Raw genomic sequence first — 20,743 nt, 5'->3', positions numbered from 1 at the left:
CGGAGCTACCGGTCACGAACATCGCCGACTCCCGCACCACCGAATTACGGATCTGCCTCGTATGACCATGCGGCATCGCGATATCGATATGGGCCGACAAAGCAGCGAAAGTCGCACTCTCCACACACAATTCGGAGCCGAAATGCGCACAACCCGGATCGTGAGATTCTTCGCATACAAACATTGATATTTCTGCCCGATCCAGACCTGGAGCAGGCCGGACAGACACATCGACCACGCCCGCCGAACACGGTCTCCTCGGGACAGCTCGACGTGGCACCGGAGAATTTTCGGCAAACCGATCGGCCGCGCCCGGAGCGAGCAGCCGGATCCACGCGGGTCTCCACGCCACGCGGCGAGGTGCCTATCGCCCCAGCAACCGGTGAGTGCCGTGCCCCGGATGGCAGCCGCGTGACGTCATGACGGCGGCACCTGTGATTTGATAGGGCGCAAATGCTCCAAAATCGATTCCTTCTCGCTTTGTTAGACACCGGTCCGCCGATGGTGCGCCGGGATCCGGCCGGGTTCGTGGGTGTCGGCAAAACCTGTGGGCTCGACGCGAGAGGACTGTAGAACTCGAATGGATAGGGTTCGTCGCACTGTTCGGGGTCGAATTCGCCGCAGATCGAGTAGTCCGCTCTTCATACAGTTGCTGGTCGCCGCGGTCGAATCCGCGGCCGATTCGATCGCGATCCGCTACAACCCGACCGGCGACCCGGCCGATCAGCGCGAACTCACCTACACGGAGCTGGACCAGTCGTCCTCCCGATTGGCACGGGAACTGATCGAGCGGGGTGTGGGTCCCGGCGACGTCGTAGCCATCGGCTTGCCCCGCTCGATCGAATCGGTGCTGGCCGTATGGGCCATCGCCAAGACCGGTGCGGCCTATGTGCCGGTCGACCCCACCCTGCCGCCGGAGCGCAGCGCCTACATCGTCGCCGACTCCCGAGCGGTGCTCGGACTCACCGACTCGACGCATCGCTCGCGGCTCGGCACCGAGATCTATTGGCTCAATATCGATGATCCGCTGCACCGGGAGCGGATCGCGGCAAGACCCGCCCATCCGATCTCCTACGTCGATCGCCTGGGCACACCAACCGAACAGCATCCGGCCTACGTCATCTATACCTCCGGCTCCACCGGTCGCCCGAAGGGCGTTGTGGTGACCCATGCGGGTCTTGCGACGCTGGTCGACGCGCAGCGCGAGCGCTACGCGGTCGATGGCGATTCGCGGGTGCTGCACGTTTGCTCGCCGAACTTCGACGTATCGGTGCTCGAGCTGCTGCTGGCCTTCGGTTCCGGCGCGACGCTCGTGGTGTCCCCTCCGACGGTATTCGGCGGCGCCGAACTCGCCGACCTGTTACGTCGTGAGCGTGTCACACACATGCTGATCACGCCCGCGGCGCTGGAGTCGGTCGAACCGGTCGGACTCGACGCCTTGCGGGTCGTGGTCGTCGCTGGTGATGCCTTCGGCCCCGGACTGGTCGAGCGGTGGGCGGTGGCGGGGCGTTCCTTCTACAACGCTTACGGGCCCACCGAAGTCACCATTCTCGCCACCGGTAGCGCCGAGTTGGCTCCTGAGCAGCCGATAACCATCGGTAGCGCCCTAGCGGGTATCGGCGCGGTGGTGCTGGATTCGCGGTTGCGACCGGTACCTGCCGACGTGATCGGCGAGCTCTACCTTTCCGGCCCCGCCCTCGCGCAGGGCTACCTCGGGCGGGCGGCGCTCACGGCGGAACGATTCGTGGCGAATCCGTTCGGCGCGGACGCCGGTACCCCTGGTGTGCGGATGTATCGCACCGGCGATCTGGTGCGGCGACGCATGATCGATGGCGCGATCGAGTATGTCGGTCGCTCGGACTTCCAGGTCAAGATCCGCGGCTTCCGTATCGAGCCAGGTGAGATCGACGCCGCACTGACCGGTCATCCCGATATCGAATACGCCGCGACTCTCGGCAAGGTCGCGCCCTCGGGCGCGACCTTACTGGTCTCCTATGTGCTGGCGCGCAACGGCATTTCCATCGATGCCGACGAACTCCTGCGCTTCGCGGGAACCGCATTGCCCCGTCATATGGTGCCGTCCGCGATCATTGTGCTCGATGCGATCCCGTTGTCCGCCAATGGAAAGCTCGATCGGCAGGCGTTGCCCGAGCCGGTGTTCAAAACGGCGGTGTCGCGCGCCCCGGTGGGCGCGGTGGAATCCCGACTCGCCGAGTTGTTTACCCAAGTGCTCGGTGTGCGGGTCGGGGCGGAGGACTCGTTCTTCGCCGCCGGTGGCGACAGCATCCTCTCGATCCAGCTGGTGTCGCGGGCCCGTGCGGCGGGGATAGTGTTCACCCCCCAGGATGTGTTCGAGCAGCGCACGGTGGCCGGGTTGGCGCGAGTCGCGGTGGTGGGCGCCGATCCCGTGCCGAGGCTCGCGGAGCTTCCCGGCGGCGGTGTCGGGGAGATTCCGCTGACACCCGTGCTGGCCGCACACCTGGCCGGTGGGAGGTCGTTCGGCCGGTTCACCCAGCACATGGTGCTGGCCCTACCCGAGCACATCGACCGGGCGGGTCTGGTGGCCACGCTCACTGCCGTACTGGACCACCACGACATGCTGCGCTCACGGGTGTGGTCCGCCGACGGGCAATGGCAGCTGCGAACTCTGCCGCCGGGTGCGGTGGAGGTGGACGCGCTGCTGACCCGTATCGACCTGCCCGCGGGTCTGGACATCGATGAGCTATCCGCAACCGCCAGTGCGGCAATGGATTCCGCCCTGGACAAGCTCGACCCGGCGGCGGCCCGAATGATCGCGTGCACCTGGCTGTCTCGACCGGACGGCCGGGATGCGCTGATCATCGCCGCGCATCACTACGCGATCGATGGGGTGTCGTGGCGCATTCTGATCTCGGACCTGGTGACCGCGTGGGTGCAACGCGACGGTGGGCACCCGATCGCCCTCCCCGGCGTCGGCACCTCGTTCCGGCGATGGGCGCACGGTCTGGTCGAGGCGGCGACCACCGCGAACCGCACCAGCGAGTTGCCGTACTGGCGGGAGGTCCTGACCGCCGCTGATCCGCTCTTGGGTACGCGGGCACTCGACCCGGTCGTCGACACCGTGGCGACGGTGCGGAGTTTCACCGTCACGGTGCCGGCCGAGATCACCCATGCGGTCTTGACCGAGCTGCCGGCGCTGTATCGGAGCGGGGTCAACGACGGCCTGCTCGCGGCGTTGGCGCTGGCGGTGCGCTCGTGGCGGGCGAAAAGCGGGGTCGACGCCGCGGCCATGCGAATCCGGCTCGAGGGACACGGCCGGGAAGAAACCGCCGTCGCCGGTGCCGACCTGAACCGCACTATCGGCTGGTTCACCAGCATGTATCCGGTTGTGCTCGATCTTTCCGGCATCGACGCCGATGCCGCATGGCACAACGCCGAGGTAACCGCGGCGATGGTCAAGACGGTGAAGGAGCAACTGCTCGCGGTGCCCGATAAGGGCATCGGTTTCGGCATGCTGCGTTATCTCGACATCGATACCGCGAGCGAGCTCGACGGTGCGCTGGGCCAGATCGGTTTCAACTATCTCGGTCGGGTTTCCGCGGGCGACGTGCCGGACGGCCTGACGGATCGGAGTTGGCTGCCGACCGCCGACTGGGGCGCCCCGGAAGCCGACCAGGATCGGGCGATGCCCGCGCCCGCCGTGGTGGATATCAACGCGATCGTCGCCGATACCGACGCGGGCACCCGGATGAATGCGTCGTTCGCGTATGCATCCGAGATCCTCGACGAAGCCTCCGTGCGGGAACTGGCCGAGTACTGGGTGGCCGCACTGACCTTGCTTGCCGGACATGTAAACGACCCGGCGGCCGGCGGCCTGACGCCAGCGGACGTCCCCCTCGTGCGGATCAGCCAGGGTGAACTCGATATCTGGCGGCGGGAGCACCCGGGTCTGGTCGATGTCCTGCCGCCCTCGCCCCTGCAGCTCGGTTTGCTTTTCCTGAACCAGCTTTCCGACGATTCGGCAGATCCCTATCAGCTGCAGTTGGCGGTGGAGTTGTCCGGCGTGATCGATCCGGATCGCCTGCGGCGTGCCGCGCAAGCGGTGTTGGATCGGCAGGCGATCCTGCGGGCCGCGTTCCGAACATCGGCCGAGGGCGCCCCGGTCCAGGTCATCGCCGAGGGTCTCGCGGTCCCGTGGCGGATCGTCGACACACCGGACACCGATCCGGCATCGCTGCTGGCCGCCGAAGCACGCCTCGGATTCGATCCGACGGTGGCGCCACTGCTGCGCTTCACGGTGTATCGCACGGACTCCGGACGCGTACACCTGGTGTTGACCGCGCATCACCTCCTGTTGGACGGCTGGTCGATGCCGTTGCTGATGAAAGAACTACTGGTTTCCTATGCGGCCGACGGTGATTCGACGCCGCTGCCGCGAGTCAGGCCGTATCGGGACTATCTCGCCTGGTTGGCGCGATACGACCGGGACGCCGCCGTGCGGGCGTGGCGCGAAGCGCTGACGGGTCCGACGCCGACCCGGCTGGCCGCGACGCTGCCGCCGCCCGCGACGACCGCCGACGGTCACGGGGTTTGCGCCGCCGATCTGTCACCCGCCGAGACAGCGGAGCTGTTGACATTCGCCGCCGCGACGGAGGTCACGGTCAATACGGTGGTCCAGGCGGCGTGGGGTCTGGTGCTCGCGGCGTGCACCGGAGGCGATGATGTCGTCTTCGGCGCGGTGGTTTCGGGGCGGCCGCCGCAGGTCGACGGGGTCGACGAAATGGTCGGCCTGTTCGCGAACACCGTCCCGGTTCGGGTTCGGTTCGACGCCGATGCGCCGGTGCGGCAACTGCTGATTCGGCTTCAGTCCGAACAGGTTTCACTGCTCGACGGTCATCACCTCGGGTTGGCCGATATTCAGCGCGCCGTCGGTGCGGGTGAGTTGTTCGATTCGCTCGTGGCATTCGAGTCGTATCCGGTCGACACCGATGGTTTGCGCCAGGCCCACGCGACGATCGATGGGTTGGAAGTCGTCGATCTCCAAGCGCGCAACTTCACCCACTATCCGGTGACTGTCGTGGTCGAGTCGGGCACGCAGCTACATGTACAGGTGCAGTACCGACGCGACATGATCACCGACGCGGCAGCGCAGGCGCTCGCCGCGCGGTTGCGGGTGCTGATCGGCGAATTCATTGCGACGCCGGAACACACACCGGCGCAGATCAATCGGAGCTTCGACGATCGCGGCGATCTGATCTCGCAGACGCGCTACTGGCGCACCGCACTCCAGGGGCTGCCGGATGAGCTGAACCTGCCCAGGGATCGCCCACGGCCCGCGGTGTCCTCCCTTGCGCAAGCCAGCGTCGAGTTCGAGATCGGTACGGATCTGCACCACGGGCTGCACCAGCTCGCGCGGGCACGCGATACGACGGTGTTCACCGTTGTGCACGCGGCATTCGCGGTACTGCTCGCACGACTATCGGGTACCGACGACATCGCGATCGGTACCCCCGCCGAATCAAGCGGATCGGTCAATACGGTGGTGCTGCGCACCGGCGTGCAGGGTGGAATTTCCTTCGACGAGCTGCTCGCGAAGGCGAAAGACATTGCCCTACAGGCATTCGCGCGAGCAGACCTGCCCTTCGACGAGTTGGTGGCACTGCTGGAGCCGGTCCGGTCGCTGGTGCAGGTGATGTTGTCCGCCGGTGATCGGACTCCCATCGCGCGCGCGGCATTCGATCTGTCCCTGCACATTCGGGAGAACGGGGACAGCTCGGGCATCGCCGCGCACCTTTGCTTCGCGCCCGATCTGTTCGACCGGCGCACCGTAGAGATTTTCGCCGAGCGATTCCTCCGGCTGCTGGCGGCCGGGGTGCACCGACCCGGGGATCCGATCGGTGACCTGCCGTTGCTCGGCGACGACGAACTGGCCCTGCTGACCAGGCTTCCCGACGATGACGTTCCGGCGCCCCGGTTGCTGCCCGAGCTGCTGACCCGCGGCGTCGCGCTGGGGCGGGACCGGGTTGCGGTGCGATACCAGGGTCGGTCGATCAGCTATGGCGAGCTCGACGAACAGTCGTCGCGGTTGGCGCGGGTCTTGATCGATCGCGGTGTCGGTCCCGAACTGCCGGTCGCGGTGTCGCTGCCGCGTTCCTACGAGATGGTGTTGGCGGCAGTTGCGATCGCCAAGGCCGGTGGTGCGCACCTGCCGATCGACCCCGCGCATCCCGCGCATCGGGTGCGGCATATGTTGACCGATTCCGGTGCGGCCCTCGGCATTACCGGGTCCGAGTATGTCGACCGGCTACCCGATGACGTGGATTGGCTGGTGCTGGACGCGCCGGCGACGGCGACGTTGTGCGCGGGCAAGTCCGCCGACACGGTCACCGATGCCGAGCGGATTGCGCCGCTGCGGATACAACATCCGGCCTACGTGATCTACACCTCGGGCTCGACGGGCCTGCCCAAGGGTGTCGCCGTGACCCACAGCGGGTTGAGCGGCCTGGTCGATCATTCGGTCGCGCAGTACCGCCTCGAGCCGCACCACCGGTACCTGCACATCTGTTCGCCGAGTTTCGATCCGTCGGTGATGGAATGGATGTGCGCGTTCTCGGTCGGGGCGACATTGGTGGTGGTCCCGTCGACTGTTATGGGCGGACCGGAGCTCGGCGAGTTGCTGCGGACCGAGGGGGCGACACACACGATCATCACTCCCGCGGTACTCGGCACGGTCGATCCGGCCGGTCTGGACCGGATCGAAGTGCTGTTCGTGGGTGGGGATGTCCTCACCCCGGAGCTGCTGGCCAAGTGGCAGCCGGGTCGCCGGTTGTTCAACGCGTACGGTCCGACCGAGGCGACGGTCATGTCGTCGAATGTGGAACTGGTTGCGGGGCAGCACATCACGATCGGTGCGCCGATTCCGGGGATCTCGGCATTCGTGCTGGATGCACGGTTGCATCCGGTGCCCCCCGGTGTTACGGGTGAGTTGTATCTGGCCGGTGCCGCGTTGGCTCGTGGCTACTGGAACCGTGCCGGGTTGTCCGCGGAGCGGTTCGTCGCCAACCCCTGGGGTGGGCCGGGTGCACGGATGTATCGCACCGGCGACCTCGTGCGCTGGTGCGCGGCAGCGGAGCAGCCGGCGGGGACTATCGCGCTTCCGTCGGCGGATCGGCAGCTCGACTACGTCGGTCGCGCGGATTTCCAGGTGAAGATCCGTGGTTTCCGAATCGAGCTCGGTGAGGTCGATTCCGCACTCGGCCGGCATGGCGATATCGATTTCGTAGTCACGCTGGGTCGTGAGAAGCCCAGTGGTGCGACGGCATTGGTGTCGTATGTGCGTGCGGCGCCGGATCGGGTGCTGGATCCGGACGGGCTGCGGGAGTATGCGGCCGAGATCCTGCCGTCGCATATGGTGCCCGCGGCGATTGTGGTGCTGGACCGGGTTCCGTTGACGTCGAATGGAAAGCTGGACCGAAAGGCGTTGCCGGAGCCGGTGTTCGCGACGGCGGTGTCGCGTGCTCCGGTCGGCGCGGCGGAGTCGCGGCTTGCCGAGCTCTTCGCGCAGGTGTTGGGCGTGCCGCGGGTCGGGGTGGACGATTCGTTCTTCGCTGTCGGTGGTGACAGCATCATGTCGATCCAGTTGGTGTCGCGGGCCAAGGCGGCGGGGCTGGTGTTCACCGCGCGGGATGTGTTCGAGCAGAAGACCGTCGCGAGGTTGGCTCGTATTGCCGTGGTCGGTGCGGAGTCGGCGGTGGTGCTGGCGGAGTTGCCGGGCGGTGGTGTCGGCACGGTTCCCCTGACTCCGGTATTTGCCTGGTTCCTCGCCAACGGTTCGTTCAGTCGGTTCGCCCAGAGCATGGTGCTCGGCTTGCCGGAGGAGATCGATCGCGCGGGTGTGGTGGCCACCGTCGGCGCGGTGCTCGAACATCACGATGTGCTGCGCTCACGGGTGTGGCAGGTGGATGGGTCGTGGCGGTTCGAGGTATCGGCTCGCGGTGCCGTCGAGGCCGACGCGCTGGTGACCGAGGTCGACGTGCCGGCCGGTGTCGACGCGGCCGAGCTGAACCGAATCGCGAACGCGACCATGGATTCCGCGCTGGCCACATTGGATCCCGCCGCGGGCCGGATGATCGCGTTCACGTGGCTGCGCAGGCCCGATGCGCGCGACGCCATCGTCGTGGCGGTCCATCATTATGTGGTCGATGGCGTGTCGTGGCGCATTCTGATCCCGGATCTGGTGCTGGCATGGGTACAGCGCAGCACCGGACAGCCGGTGGCATTGCCCACCGTCGGCACCTCCTTCCGCCGCTGGGCACACGGTTTGGTGGAAGCGGCCGCCACCGCGGACCGTGCCGCGGAGATCGGTTATTGGCAGCGGATTTTGGCAACGCCGGATCCGCTGCTCGGCGCACGTGCCCTGGACCCGGTCGCCGATACCTTCGAAACCAGGGGCGCGTTCGATATCCAGGTTCCCGCCGAGGTCGCCGACGCGGTACTCACCAAGGTTCCCGCGCTGTACCACGGCAGTGCCAACGACAGTCTGCTCGCCGCACTCGCGATGGCGGTGCGTTCTTGGCGAGCGCGGCGCGGTATCGATGCTCCGACAACTCTGCTGCGGCTCGAGGGGCACGGTCGCGAGGAAGACGCGGTGCCCGGCGCCGATCTGACCCGGACCGTGGGGTGGTTCACCAGCATCAGTCCGGTGGCGATCGACCTGTCGGGAATCGACACCGAGGCCGCCCTCGCCGGGGGCGAAGCGACCGCCGCGGTGCTGAAATCGGTAAAGGAGCAACTGCTTTCCGTGCCGGATCGAGGCATCGGTTTCGGCCTGCTACGGCATCTGAATCCGGATACCGCCGACGCACTGGCGGGCGATCTCGGGCAGATCAGTTTCAACTACCTCGGCCGTGTCTCGGCGGGTGCGGTACCCGACAGTGTGTCGGATGCGGGCTGGTTGCCGACCGACGAACTGGGAGCCGTTGCCGCAGAGCCGAATCCGGACCTTCCGCTGTCCGCCGTGCTCGATATCAACGCGATCGTCCGCGATACCGCGGACGGCCCGCGGATGGTGGCGTCGTTCGCCTTCGCCGCCGCGATTCTCGACGAGGCGGCGGTGCGGGAGTTGGCCGCGGACTGGCTGGCCGCGCTCACCGCGATTGCCGACCACTCGACGGATCCGGCCGCGGGCGGTCTGACTCCGTCGGATGTGCCGCTGGTGCGGGTCGCACAGCTCGAGTTGGACCAGTGGCGGCGAAACTATCCCGGACTGTCGGATGTGCTGCCGCTGTCACCGCTGCAGGGTTCGTTGCGGGTGCTTATCGAGCTACTGGACGATTCGGGCGACGCCTACATCATCCAGCTGGCCGCGCGGCTGACCGGCGAGCTGGATATGGGCCGGTTGCGCCGAGCCGCGCAGACGATTCTGGACCGGCACGCGAACTTGCGGTCGGCCTTCGTACCAACGGCCGACGGCACGTCGGTGCAGCTGGTGGTGGACGGGGTCGAGGTGCCGTGGCAGGTTGTCGACGGCGTGTCCGAGGCCGAACTGCCGGAACTGCTGGTCGCCGAGCGACGACGCGGATTCGATCCGGCGGTGGCACCGCTGCTGCGATTCACGGTGTTCACCACCGACTCCGAGCAGTCGGGGACGGCCAGCCACCTCGTGTTGACCGGACACCACATCCTGCTCGACGGCTGGTCGATGCCGCTGCTGATGAAGGAACTCCTGGTCCTGTACGCGACCGGCGGCGACACGTCACTGCTCGCACCCGTCCGGCCCTATCGCGACTACCTGCGGTGGCTCGCGCGGCAAGACCGCGATGCCGCGGTACACGCCTGGTCGGCGGCGTTGACCGGCGCTACCCCGACCATGCTCGCGCCTGAACTGGCGTGGCCCGTGGCCGTCGGCGACGGGTTCGGCGTCTGTGAATTCGATCTGTCGACCGCGCAGACCTCGGCGCTGACCGCGTACGCGGCGGCCGCCGAGGTCACCGCCAACACGGTGATACAGGCGGCGTGGGGTCTGGTCATCGCCGGCAGCACCGGACGCGACGACGTGGTCTTCGGCGCGACCGTCTCCGGCAGACCGCCGCAACTCGACGGTATCGGCGACATGATCGGCCTGTTCGTGGACGCGATCCCCGTGCGGATCCGATTCGATCGGGCCACCACGGTGCGGACCCTGGTGGCGGGGTTGCAGGCCGAGCAGGCGTCGTTGTTGGACCATCATCACCTCGGACTCGGCGCGATCCAACGCGTCGCCGGGCTGTATTCCCCGCCGGCTCCACAAGCTCCGAATGGCGAACTGTTCGATACGATGCTGGTCTTCGAGTCCTACCCGGTCGACGCCGAGGGGCTGCAGCAGGCCAGCGGCGCCATCGACGGCTTGCGGATCGAGCAGATGCGCGGGGCCGACTTCACGCACTATCCGATCACCGTCGTGGTCTTCCTGGATACCCGGACGCTGGTGCAGGTGAAATACCGACGCGATATCGTCGCCGACGCTACCGCGCAGGCCGTGGCCGATCGGCTTCGCCACCTGCTCGCCGAGCTGCCCGCGGCACCGGACCGCACCGCGGCCGATATCGCACAGCTGTTGGACACCGAATCGGACGACCCGATCACCAGGTCCCGGTACTGGCGCACCGCCTTGGCGGGCCTGCCCGATCGGCTGGAGCTGCCAACGGAGCGGCCGCGCACGGCGATACGGTCCGATGTCCGTGGGCGAGTGGAGTTCTCGGTTCCGAACGAGGTGCACTCCGGTCTACGGCGGCTCGCGCATACGGCGGGCGTGACATGGACCGCGGTGGTGCGCACGGCATTGGCGACAATGCTCGCGCGACTATCGGGCTCCGACGACATCGCGATCGGCACTCCGAAGCCCGGCAGCCACCGTGCCGAGCTGGTGCTGCGTACCCGCGTGGATCGGGCCGCGCGTTTCGTCGACCTCCTACCGGACGCATACCAGCGTGAACTGCAAGGGTTCGGGCACGCCGGAATTCCGTTCGACGAGTTGGTCGATCTGTTGGGAACGCGGCGGTCGCCGGGTCGGCATCCGCTGTTCCAGGTGGCGCTGTCGTTCCAGAGTCCGCCGGATGCGGTCGGGGATCTGGCACTGGCGATCTCGGACGCGGATGGTGACTCGGCTCAGCCGCGCGGCGAGATGTCCTTCGTGCGTGATCTTTTCGATGACGGTGCGGCGGAGTTGTTTGCCCGCCGGTTCGTTCAGGTGCTCGCGGCAATCGTGGACCAGCCCGCGGCGCGGGTGTGTGATCTGCCGCTGTTGGTCGACGACGAGTACGAGCGACTGACCCGGATCGGCGGCGGCGCCCCGGCTACCGTCGGGATGCTGCCGGATCTGCTCGCCCGGGGAGTCGGTTTCGGACGTGACCGAGTCGCGGTGCGCGATGCGGGACGGGCGTACACCTACGGTGAACTCGACGAGCTGTCGTCGCGTCTGGCGCGCGTCCTGATCGATCGAGGTGTCGCGCCGGAGACGGTGGTGGCGCTGACGATGCGACGTTCGTACGAGATGATCGCCGCGGTCTGGGCGGTCGCCAAGGCGGGCGGCGCGTATCTGCCGGTCGATCCGACCTATCCGGTGGACCGGGTGCGGCATATGGTGGCCGATTCCCGTGCGGTGCTGGGCATTACGGTCGCGCGGCAGGCCGGTCTACCCGACACGGTGGATTGGCTGGTGTTGGACGATCCCGCGGTACTCGCCAGCTGCGCCACCCGGTCGCCCGCCCCGGTGACCGACGCGGAGCGGTGTGCGCCGCTGCGCATATCGCATCCGGCCTATGTGATCTACACATCGGGGTCGACGGGATTGCCCAAGGGGGTCGCCGTCACCCACGCCGGGCTCGGTGGACTCATCGGCCACTCCGTCGACCTGCTCGGGCTCGGGCCGGACCATCGGATGCTGCATGTGTGTTCGCCGAGTTTCGACCAATCGGTCGAGGAGTGGTCCAGCGCCTTCTACAGCGGCGCCACCCTGGTCATCACCGCACCGGATATCGTCGGCGGCACCGAACTGCATGACCTGCTTCGCGGCGAACGGGTGACGCATACGATCATCACCCCGGCGCTGCTCGGCACTGTCGATCCCTCCGGCCTGGACGACCTGGAAGTGGTATCCGCAGGTGGCGAGGCCACCACTGCCGAACTGCTGGCCAGGTGGCAGCCGGGTCGCCGCTTCATCAACGGATACGGTCCGACCGAGGCGACGATCGGCGCCACCTATACGACTCTGCTTGCGGGACAACGGGTAACGATCGGCCGTCCGCTACCCGGCGGGTGGGCGGCGGTGCTCGACGAGCGGTTGCACCCGGTGCCCGCGGGTGTCACCGGTGAGCTGTATCTGGCGGGCCCGGCACTCGCCCGCGGCTATCACGAGCGTTGCGCCTCGACGTCGGAACGTTTCGTCGCGAATCCGTGGGGTGCGCCGGGTGACCGGATGTACCGGACCGGCGACCTGGTCCGGTGGGTCGAGGTGCCGGATGCCGCGGCTACCGGCTGGGAGTTGGAGTACCTGGGCCGCACGGATTTCCAGGTGAAGATCCGTGGCTTCCGCATCGAACTCGGGGAAATCGACGCGGTGCTCACCGCGCACGCCGACGTGGACTTCGCGGTGACCCTGGGCCGCGAAAACCCCAGCGGTGCCACGATTCTGGTGTCATATGTGCTGGGTCGTGCACTGGATCCGGATCAACTGGCGCGGTGGGCGGCACGGAGCCTGCCACCGCATATGGTTCCCGCATCGGTCGTGGTGCTCGACGAGATTCCGTTGACCGCGGTCGGCAAGCTCGACCGAAACGCCCTCCCCGAACCGCGGTTCGCGACGCGCACCTACCGGGAACCGTCGACGGTGACGGAACGGGCCGTGGCCGGTGTCTTCGCCGACGTGCTCGGCATCGAGCGCATCGGCGCCGACGACAATTTCTTCGAACTCGGTGGCAATTCGCTGCTCGCCACGCGGGTGACAGCTCGCCTCGGTGTGGCACTGGATTCCCGGATCCCGGTGCGTGTGCTGTTCGCCGCGCCCACCGTTGCGGGTTGCGCGCGGGAGGTGTCGCAGCTCACCGGTACCGGGAGTCGCCGCGCCCTGGTCGCTGGCCCACGGCCGGAACGCATTCCGCTCTCGCCCGCACAGCAGCGGATGTGGTTTCTCAACAGGTTCGATACCGAGTCGACCGCATACAACATTCCGGTCGCCATCCGCCTGACGGGCGATCTGGATATCGCCGCGCTGGGGCAGGCCTTCACCGATGTCGTTGTGCGCCATGAGATCCTGCGAACCAGATATCCGCAGCCGGGGGTGGGTGACTCGGGCGCAGCGGATCCGGTGCAGGTCATCCTGCCTCCCGAACACTCCGGTGTGCCGCGGCTGGAGGTTCGGACCGTCGCCGCCGCCGAGGCGGAATCCGCTGTGCTGGAACTGGTTTCGACGACCTTCGATGTGACTGCCGAGGTGCCCGTGCGCGCGGTGCTGTTCCGGATCGCGGACGGCGAATTCGTGCTTGCCATGGTCGTCGCTCACATCTCGGGCGATGGCTACTCCGGCGGCCCGCTTACTCGTGATCTCGCCTCGGCGTACACGGCTCGGGCGCTGGGGCAGGCACCGGATTGGTCGCCGTTGGCCGTGCAGTACGCGGATTACACGGTGTGGCAGCGGGGGTTGCTCGGCGGTGAGGACCAGCCGGGGTCGATGGCGGCCGAGCAGATCGCCTACTGGCGGCGGGCCCTTGCCGGCCTGCCGGATCAGCTGGAGTTGCCGAGAGATCGGCCGCGCCCGGCGGTGCAGTCGTTCGCGGGCGGCCGAGTGGAGCTACGCATCGATGCGCGTGCGCATGCGGCGCTGGTGGGGCTGGCACGGGCCGAGGGCGCGACGCTGTTCATGGTTGCGCATACCGCGCTGGCCGTATTGCTGGCCCGATTGTCGGGCACCGACGATATCGCGATCGGTACGCCGATAGCGGGTCGGGGCGAGGCGGTGCTGGACGATCTGATCGGCATGTTCGTCAACACGCTGGTGTTCCGCACCCAGGTGGATGCGGGTGCGAATTTCACGAAACTGCTTGCGCGGCAACGTGATATCGACGTCCAAGCGTTCGCCCACGCCGATGTGCCGTTCGAACGGTTGGTCGAAGTGCTGAATCCGGTGCGCTCGACCGCGCGGCATCCGCTGTTCCAGGTTGGGCTGTCGTTCCAGAATCTGGCCCCGGCCAGGCTGGAGTTGCCGGGCCTGACCGTCACGGAGTTCGCAACGGACCGTCAGCTGTCGCAATTCGATCTGCATGTGATCATGGCCGACAGTTACGACGAGGGCGGTGTCCCGGCAGGTATCGGCGGCTTCTTCACCTACGCCGCGGAGCTGTTCGACGAGTCGACGGTGCGGAGTTTCGTGGACCGGTTCGTGCGGGTACTCGATGCCGTGATCGCGGATCCGCGGATGCCGGTGGGTGCGATCGATCTGCTCGCCGCCGAGGAAAGTACCCGGATCCTCACGGCGTGGAACGACACTGCGCAGCAGGTGAATACGGCAACCACACTGGTGTCGTTGCTGGACGAGACCGTCGCTGCCACACCGGAGTCAACGGCGTTGGTCGCTGCCGACGGTACTCGAATCACCTACAGTTCGCTGGACGGACGCGTGAACAAGGTTGCGCGGTACTTGATTTCGTCGGGCGTCGGCCCGGAGTCACTGGTGGCGTTGGCCATTCGGCGTTCGGTGGATCTGGTCGTCGCGATGTATGCGGTGAGCAAAGCCGGTGGTGTGTACGTGCCGGTCGATCCGGATCAGCCCGCGCAGCGAACCGACTACATTCTGGCGACGGCGGCACCGGTTTGTGTACTGACCGATGCCGACACGGATTTCAGGACCTCCGCCGCACCGGTGGTACTGGTGGATCGACTGGACCTGTCCGCGGTGGACGCGGCCCCGATCGCCGACGGAGAGCGGATCGCACCGTTGCGCGCCGAGCACGCGGCCTATGTGATCTTCACGTCGGGTTCCACAGGTCGTCCGAAGGGTGTCGTGGTCTCGCACGGTGCGATTGTCAATCAGTTGGTCTGGAAGACAGCGCGATTCGGATTGACCGTCGATGACGCGGTATTGCTGAAGACGGCGGCGACGTTCGATTTGTCCGTATGGGAGTTCTGGTCGGCCGCGGTCTGCGGCGGCCGCCTGGTGATCGCCGCGCCGGACGGCCACCGCGACCCGGAGTACCTGAACGATTTGATGGCACGTACGGGTGTGACCACGCTGCACGCGGTGCCGTCGATGTTGGACGCATTGCTGACGGGTCGGCTGCCGGATTCTTTGCGCCGGGTGCTGGCGATCGGTGAGACCCTGCCCGCCGCGCTGGCGCGCCGTTTCACGGCGGCAGTGCCCGCGGCGTCGCTGTACAACCTGTACGGCCCGACCGAGGCGGCGGTGTCGATCACCAGCCATCGGGTGGACCGGGTCGATGAACCGGCCGTACCGATCGGCAGACCGGTACGGAACAGCCAGGTGTATGTCCTGGATGCACGGTTGCGGCCGGTTCCGGTCGGTGTCGCGGGTGAGTTGTACTTGGCCGGAGCACAATTGGCGCGGGGCTACTTCGATCGCGCCGACCTGACGGCGGATCGTTTCGTCGCCAACCCGTTCCAGCCGGGTGCCCGGATGTATCGCACCGGCGATCTGGTGGCATGGACTGCCGACGGCGAGCTCGACTATCGGGGTCGCACCGATTTCCAGGTGAAGATCCGTGGTTTCCGCATCGAACTCGGCGAGATCGATGCGGTACTGGCCGCTCAGGCGGAAGTGGATTTCGCCGTCACGGTCGGCAGGGAGAATGCCGCTGGGGCAACGGTTCTGGTGTCGTACGTGGTGGCCGCCCCGGACCGGGAGATAGATCCGGATCGGCTGCTCCACCGGGCCGCACGGACCTTGCCGTCGCATATGGTGCCCGCGGCGATCGTGATCCTCGACGACATCCCGTTGACCCCGGTCGGCAAACTCGACCGCGCGGCGCTGCCCGAACCGGAGCTCGGGACCCGCGCCTACCGTGCACCGACGACAGCGCTCGAAACCCTGGTCTGCGAGATCTTCGCGGATGTACTGCGTCTCGATCGCATCGGATTGGATGACAACTTCTTCGAACTCGGCGGAAATTCACTGATCGCGACCAAGTTGACGGCTCGGTTGAACGAGGCGATGGCCGAGACGATTCCGGTGATGTGGGTGTTCGCCGCCCCCACCCCTGCGGGCATCGTCGCGGAATTGCGTGCGCGCGGCACCGAGGGCGCCGGTGCCGACGCGGCATTCGATGTGCTGTTGCCACTGCGGACCTCCGGTACCGCCGAGCCGCTGTTCTGCATCCATCCGATCGGGGGCATCGCATGGTCGTTCGCCGGGCTGGCCGCCCACCTCGATGCGGATCGGCCCATTTACGGACTCCAGTCCCCCGCGCTGAGTTCGGCGGACCCGCTGCCGGATTCGATCGAGGATTGGGCACGGCACTACGTCAAACACATTCGTGCGGTGCAGCCGGAGGGGCCCTACCACCTGCTCGGCTGGTCACTGGGCGGTGTGCTCGCCCATGCCATGGCCGTCCAGCTCCAGGACGAGGGCGCACAGGTCGCGCTGCTCGGCATGATGGACAGTCGACTACTCGAAACCACCGAATCCCCCTTCGCGGGGATCGAGGTCATGGTGCCGGAACTGCTCGGTGGACTGCTCGGCGATCGGGCCGCGGAATTCGGCCTGGACGAAACCGTGGAATTGCCCCGGCTGGCACAGCGGTTGAGCACGCTCCCCGAGCCGTTCGCGTCCTTCGGGGCGGCGCGGATCGAACGGATCGTGCACGCGGCGATCGATTCGGCGGCTCTCGACTCGGCATATCGTGCGCGGTCCTTCGACGGGGATCTCGTCTACTTCACCGCGGCCGAGGACGATCCGACCGGGTCTGGGAACGCCGCGACCTGGACGGCCGCAGTGGCAGGTTCCGTACACAACCATCAGGTGGCTACCACACACTGGCGGATGACCTCCGATGCGGCGCTCCGGCGTATCGCGGAGGTCCTACGCGAGTGGTTGTGACGCGACGAACCAGCGGAGGCGCGGGTGGTCAGGGTGCGTCGCTCGGCGTGGTTGCCGTACCCGGAAAGACGCGCCGCGATTCGCAGCCCGACAAAGCCGCCCATGGACAGACCGACCCAGTGCACCGGAGCGACTTCCAGGCGGCGGATCAGCGCGACGGCGTCGCCGGTGCGGGTGTCCATGTCATAGTCGCGGGTGGTCGCCGGACTCGCACCCTGTCCACGCCAGTCGATCGTGACGCAGCGGTAGTGCTCACACAGCACCTCGATCTGCGGCTGAAACATCCAGCCGCCGAACAGCAGTCCGTGTCCGAACACCACGGTAGCCGCGGCTGGCCGACCGGCCGGGGCTTCGGTGTCCCGGACGCACTGTTGTCCGACGACGACAAACGCGCGCGCACCGACGCCGTGCAGGCATTCGCCGAGTACTTCGCCGGTCTCATCGAACGCCGACGCGCCCGGCCCGGCACAGAGGGCGTCTCGGTCGGTGACGAGACCAGGATCCCGTTGCGCACACTGCTCGATTCCCGGGTCCCGGGGGCTCGACCCGATTCGTGCTCGCATGCCACTGCTTCGGAGCGGATTCGATAACCCGGGGGCGTTGATTCGCTACAACTTAGCTGTCAGGGCCGGGCTCACGTGTCGGTGGCCCAAGTTCCAGGCTTTCGATCTTCGATGTGATCGATCAGCGTCCGCGTTCATCGCACGAACTGTCTGTCCCCGCATCGGCTCGTGCCGAAGACGGTGTGGTCGAGGCGAGTTCGAGGTGTCTTGCGCAGCCACGGTCGCGCGGGACGCGGCATACAGAATTGACCCCCATCGGGCGCCACCAGTTCGCGCCGGCCGAATCAGCCCCGACACAGCAACATTTCAGCATCATCGCTTGCCCGAGTCGTCCGTCCACGGTGGCGTGACAGCGTGCTGCCCGCTCGATCCCGGCCGACGCGACGTCACCGACATTTCGAGTCACAGATCGGTTTCTATCGCGCACTTCCGCTCAATTGCATACCAGCACTGCCGTATTCGGAAGCAGCAACCGCGATCTCGTGCGACCCTTGAGGCCCCGAAATCTCGAATCGGGGAACGATCGCAGTGTTCGAAAGGGCGGACAATTATGACAACTACCGACGGCCGGGCGCAGGCCACCGCAGACACGGGCGCCGCCGAGGAGGAGACGACAGCTACCGATGACGAGGTGGCGGTGGCGGAGCCGCAGACGGCCACCACGGCCGAGGCCGAAACGGCAACCGCATCGCGCGAAGCGGCAGCCGAGAATGCAGCGACGGTTGCTGAAGACGAAGAAACCCAGGAGATTACGGCATCGACGGCCGAGGACGACCTAACGGCCGAGTCGGAGCCAGCGGCGGCGACCGAGGATACCGAGGTGCTGCCGGCTGAATCAACATTTGCTGAGAGTGAAGTGGGAGCCGCCGAGGACGAGACCGCAGCCGAAGACGAAGCCCCACAAGCCGACGGGACAGTCGAAACCGAGGAAACCGAGAGCGCGGCCACCGAAGACGAAATTGCCGCTGAAAGCGAAGCTGCCGCGGCCCATTCTGCAGCCGAAGATGAGGTTCCGCAAGCCGAGGGGACAGCCGAGGCCGACGGCGTCGAGGCCACGGACGCGACCGAGGCAACAGTGGAGGCTGCCGTCGAAGACGAAATCGCTGCCGAGAGTGAAGTAGCGGCGACCGAAGACGAGCCCGTCACCGAAGCTGAAGCGAAACCCGTAGCTGAAGAACCCGCCCCCAGTGAATCCTCGGTCGCCGAGAGCGACCCGATTACCGAGGGCGATGCTGTTACCGAGGGCGAGGCGGTCACCGAAGACCAGCCCGCAGCCGAAGACCAAGCGCCACAAGCCGAGGGGACAGTCGATTCCGACGAAGCCGAGGTCGCCGACGCGACGGAGGAAACCGAGGGTGCAGCCACCGAAGGCGAAGCTGCGACCGAAAGCGAAGTTGCCGAAGCTCAACCTGAAGCTGAAGCCGAAGCATCGGGCGAAGACACGGAGTCAGTGGAACAGACCGATGCCGCCGCTGCGACCGAAGACGAAACAGGCGCCGAAGACGAAGTGCCAGAAGCCGATCCGACCGCCGCAACCGAAGCCGACGCGACCGACGAAGACGCAACAACCGCCGAGGCTCAACCTGACGATGCGGCAGAAGCTGTGGCGCCGGCGGCGGACGCCGACGCTATAGCCGCTGAAACCGAAGCCGAAGATGACGTGCCGCAAGCCGAGGCAGACGAAGCCGAGGTCGCGGACGCGGCTGCGGAAACAGAGCAAGCTGCCGCTGAAGACGAAATCGCTGCCGAGAGTCGAGTGGCGGCGACCGAAGACGAGACCGTCACCGACTTCGAAGTGGAACGCGTAACCGAGGCACCCGACACCAACGAATCCTCGGCTGCCGAGAGCGACCAGGTTACCGACGACAACCCTGTTGCCGAGGGCGAGGCGGTCGCCGAAGATGCGGCAGCCGACGAAGACGAAGCGCCACAAGCCGACCCGACAGCTGCGTCCGAAGCCGAGGGTGCCGACACGGCCGGGGAAACGGAGGCGGCGACCGCCGAAGACGAGACAACCGCCGAGGCTCAACCTGACGATGCGGCCGAGGCTGTCGCGCCAGTGGCGGAATCCGACGCTGTCGCCACTGAGACCGAAGCTCGAGCAGCAGCCGAAGATGAGATACCGCAGGCCGAGGCCGACGAAGCCGAGGCCACGGACGCGGCTGAGGTAGCAGAGCAAGCTGCCGCCGAAAACGAGGTTGCTGCTGAGAGTGGAGCGTCGGCACCTGAAGACGAGACCGTCACCGACTCTGAGGCGGAAACCGTAGCTGAGGAACCCGACGCCAGTGCATCTCCGGCCGCGGAGAGCGACCAGGATTCCGAAGGCGAGGCGGTCACCGAAGCTGCGGCAGCCGAAAGCGAGGCAGCCGACGAAGACGAGCCCGCAGCCGAAGACGCAGTACCACAAACCGATCCGACAACCGCGTCCGAGGGCGCGGCCGAGGAACCGGAGACGGCGACCGCCGAAGACGAGGCAACCGCCGAGGCTCAACCTGACGGTGCGGCCGAAGCTGTAGCACCAGTAGCGGAAGCCGACGCTGTAGCCACCGCTGAGACCGAAGCCGAAGATGAAGTACCGCAAGCCGAGTCGGGAGTCGAGGTCGCGGACGCGACTGAGGAAACCGACGGCGCGGCCCCCGAAGACGACATTGCTGCCGAAAGTGAAGCCGCTGAGACCCAACCCGACGCAGCCGAAACATCGGGCGAAGACACAGAGTCGGCGCGACAGACCGATACCATCCCCACGGCCGAAGACGAAACAGCAGTCGAAGATGAGGTGCCGCAAGCCGAGGGCATAGTCGAGACCAACGGAACCGGGGTGGCGGACGCGGCCGAGGAAACAGCGGAAGCCGGCGCCGACACCGAAGCGGAATCCGTAGCTGAGGAACTCGACGCCAGCGAATCCTCGACCGCCGAGAGCGACCCGGATACCGGCGACACTGTTGCCGAGAGCGAGGCGGTCACCGAAGCTGCGGCAATCGATGGTGCCGCAGTTGCCGAAGAGGAACCCGCAACCGAAGACGAAGTGCCACAAGCCGAGGCAATAGTCGAGACCGACGAAGCCGAGGCCGCGGAAACAGAGGGAGCCGACGCCGTATCCGAAGTTGCTGCTGAGAGC

The 20,743-nt window shown here is 66.8% G+C and carries 2 protein-coding genes and 1 pseudogene; 2 read left to right on the top strand and 1 reads right to left on the bottom strand.

The features are described from left to right. The first annotated feature begins 649 nt into the window (after positions 1–649). Positions 650–17,062, top strand: a complete 16,413-nt coding sequence (locus tag AB0L58_RS12890; protein ID WP_364385786.1) for an amino acid adenylation domain-containing protein — start codon at positions 650–652, stop codon at positions 17,060–17,062. Here the strand turns inward: AB0L58_RS12890 and AB0L58_RS12885 are convergent. Next, complete coding sequence (locus tag AB0L58_RS12885) at positions 16,981–17,625, bottom strand: alpha/beta hydrolase (RefSeq protein WP_364385783.1); 645 nt, start codon at positions 17,623–17,625, stop codon at positions 16,981–16,983. The two genes, AB0L58_RS12890 and AB0L58_RS12885, sit on opposite strands and share 82 nt — an antisense overlap. Before the next feature lie 550 nt (positions 17,626–18,175). On the opposite strand from AB0L58_RS12885, the pseudogene AB0L58_RS12880 reads away from it, so the two are divergent. Beyond that, positions 18,176–20,743, top strand: a pseudogene (locus AB0L58_RS12880) (hypothetical protein); the annotation flags it as partial.

Source organism: Nocardia sp. NPDC052112 (genome assembly GCF_040680135.1).
Classification (GTDB): domain Bacteria; phylum Actinomycetota; class Actinomycetes; order Mycobacteriales; family Mycobacteriaceae; genus Nocardia.
This window is presented reverse-complemented; position numbering and strand designations above follow the sequence as displayed.

What these genes read in the sequence shown, in the direction of transcription:
- AB0L58_RS12885 (WP_364385783.1), bottom strand. Translation starts at nt 17,625, where the DNA reads ATGCGAGCACGAATCGGGTCGAGCCCCCGGGACCCGGGAATCGAGCAG.